Annotated in this window: 3 protein-coding genes; all 3 read left to right on the forward strand. The window is 48.1% G+C overall.

Going from position 1 to position 2,520, the window contains the following annotated elements:
* Positions 1-400: 2,3,4,5-tetrahydropyridine-2,6-dicarboxylate N-succinyltransferase (locus B7Y67_RS15155; protein WP_293599350.1), on the forward strand; the 400-nt coding region annotated here is incomplete at its 5' end.
* A 9-nt stretch (positions 401-409) separates the two neighbouring features.
* Entirely contained in the window at positions 410-1,561 is a 1,152-nt protein-coding gene (dapE, locus tag B7Y67_RS15160; protein ID WP_293599351.1) for a succinyl-diaminopimelate desuccinylase, read from the forward strand.
* Positions 1,562-1,597: 36 nt separating this feature from the next.
* The gene (prmB, locus tag B7Y67_RS15165) at positions 1,598-2,494 is read left to right on the forward strand and encodes a 50S ribosomal protein L3 N(5)-glutamine methyltransferase (RefSeq protein ID WP_293599352.1); all 897 of its coding nucleotides are present in this window, start codon (positions 1,598-1,600) and stop codon (positions 2,492-2,494) included.
* Positions 2,495-2,520 lie beyond the last annotated feature (26 nt).

Here is a 2,520-nt window from a genome sequence, read left to right on the forward strand (position 1 = left end):
GGATACCTGGGCAACAGTAGGTTCATGCGCCCAAATCGGTAAAAACGTTCACCTTTCTGGCGGCGTTGGGATTGGCGGCGTTTTAGAGCCGATCCAAGCTGGTCCAGTGATTATTGAAGATAACTGCTTTATCGGCGCCCGCTCAGAGGTGGTTGAAGGTGTGGTGATTGAAGAAAACGCCGTGCTCTCAATGGGTGTTTATATTGGTCAAAGCACCAAGATCTACGACCGTGAAACCGGTGAAATCCATTATGGCCGTGTCCCAGCAGGCTCTGTTGTGGTGCCAGGCTCCCTTCCTTCTGCTTGCGGCAAGTACAGCCTGTACGCTGCGATCATTGTGAAGAAGGTCGATGCCCAAACCAGAGCAAAGACCGCCATTAACGAACTCTTGCGTGATTAATCTAGATCTATGAGCGCTACCCTTGAGTTAACTGAAGCCCTCATCTCCTGCCGCTCGGTCACCCCAGCGGACGGAGGCTGTCAGGACCTCATAGCCCACCGCCTTCAAGCAATTGGTTTTCATACAGAAAGCGTTATTAGTGGTCCCGAGAATTTCCAGGTCACCAATCTTTGGGCAATCAAAAAAGGTACATCAGGCGATCAAGGTGAAGTCTTAATGTTTGCCGGCCATACTGATGTGGTGCCTACCGGCCCATTGGAAAAGTGGACTAATGATCCATTTACCCCAACCATTCGGGACGGCATGCTTTATGGTCGTGGCGCTGCCGATATGAAGACCTCACTGGCTGCCTTTGTAGTTGCTACAGAAGAATTTGTCATCACTCATCCCAATCACAAAGGCTCTATTGCTTTTTTGATTACCAGTGATGAAGAAGGTCCAGCAAACGATGGCACCGTCATCATGTGCGAGCGTTTGCAAAAGCATGGGCAACGTTTGGATTATTGCGTGATTGGTGAGCCAACCTCAGTAGATAAATTAGGCGACATGATTAAAAATGGTCGTCGTGGCTCGCTCTCAGGCAAGCTTCGAGTCAAAGGTATTCAGGCGCACATTGCCTACCCTCACCTTGGTAAAAATCCGATTCATATTTCAGCACCCGCAATTCAAGCATTAGTAGAAACTGAGTGGGATAAAGGCAATCAGTATTTTCAGCCTACCAGTTTTCAGATTTCCAATATTCATGCTGGCACCGGTGCCAACAATGTCATTCCTGGCGAGCTAGCTGTAGATTTCAACTTCCGCTTTTCCACTGAAAGTAAGCCAGAGGAATTACGCAGTCGTCTAGAAGGAATACTTACTGACGCAGGTCTCGACTTTGAAATTGACTGGGTCTTGGGTGGCAGTCCATTTATTACTGGCGATGGTGCCCTTGCTGGCGCCCTCCGCAAAGCCATTAAAGACGAAACCAAAATCGATACAGAACTCTCTACTACTGGTGGTACCAGTGATGGACGCTTTATTGCCAAGATCTGCAAAGAGGTAGTCGAGTTTGGCCCGATTAATGCGACGAGTCACAAAATTGATGAGTGTGTGAATGTGGACGATGTTGTACCACTCAAAAATATTTTCCGTAAGACTCTCGAACAACTCATTGCTTAAACGTATTCAGTCAATTACTTCCGATACAAATTCCTAATGGACCCTGCGCCCCAGCAATCTCTATCACTTGATCAATGTATTGATCAAATTGCACAACGACTAGAGGCAGCAGATTTGCATTATGGACATGGTGCGATTGATGCTGGGAGCGAGGCTTTGTGGATTGCTAGCAAACAGCTAGACCTCAGCCCTGCTGATGCACTCGATCACCTAGAGCGCATCATGACTGCCGGGCAAATTGCTAAGGCTTTTGAGGTTACACAAACTCGCATCTCTACACGCAAGCCCTTGGCCTATATCTTGGGTGAAGCCTGGTTGATGGGTGTGCCTTTTTACTCCAGCGAGCAGAGCATTGTTCCCCGCTCATGGATTGCAGAACTCATCGTAGATGGCTCGCTTGAACCTTGGTTGCCCGCTGATGGTAAAGCCTTGGATCTCTGCACTGGTAATGGCTCTCTAGCGATTTTGCTAGCCTTAGCCTGCCCAGATATTCACGTGAGCGCCTGTGACATCAGCTTGCCCGCATTGGCAGTGGCATCTCGCAATCTCGATCGCCATGGCCTTACTTCTCAAGTAGAACTTTTTGAGGGTGATCTCTGGAATGCACTGCCAGAGCCTCATGAAGATAATCTCTTTGACCTGATCATTTGCAACCCGCCTTATGTCAATGCGGATTCTATGAATGCCCTACCTGCTGAATATCATGCAGAGCCTGCCTTAGCATTAGCAGGTGGTACTGATGGCATGGATCTGATTCGTAAGATTATTGCTGGCGCTCCGGACTATCTCTCAGAGCGTGGCGCCATTCTGATCGAGATTGGCAATGAGTATGAACATTTTAAGAAAGCATTCCCACAGATCCCTGTCATTTGGATGGAAGTGTCTGCAGGTGATGAGCAAGTCCTACTTATTCAAGCGGAAGACTTGCACTAACTTTTGTTGCTTGCTTTAACTTAACT

The sequence above is a fragment of the Polynucleobacter sp. 35-46-11 genome, assembly GCF_002281105.1.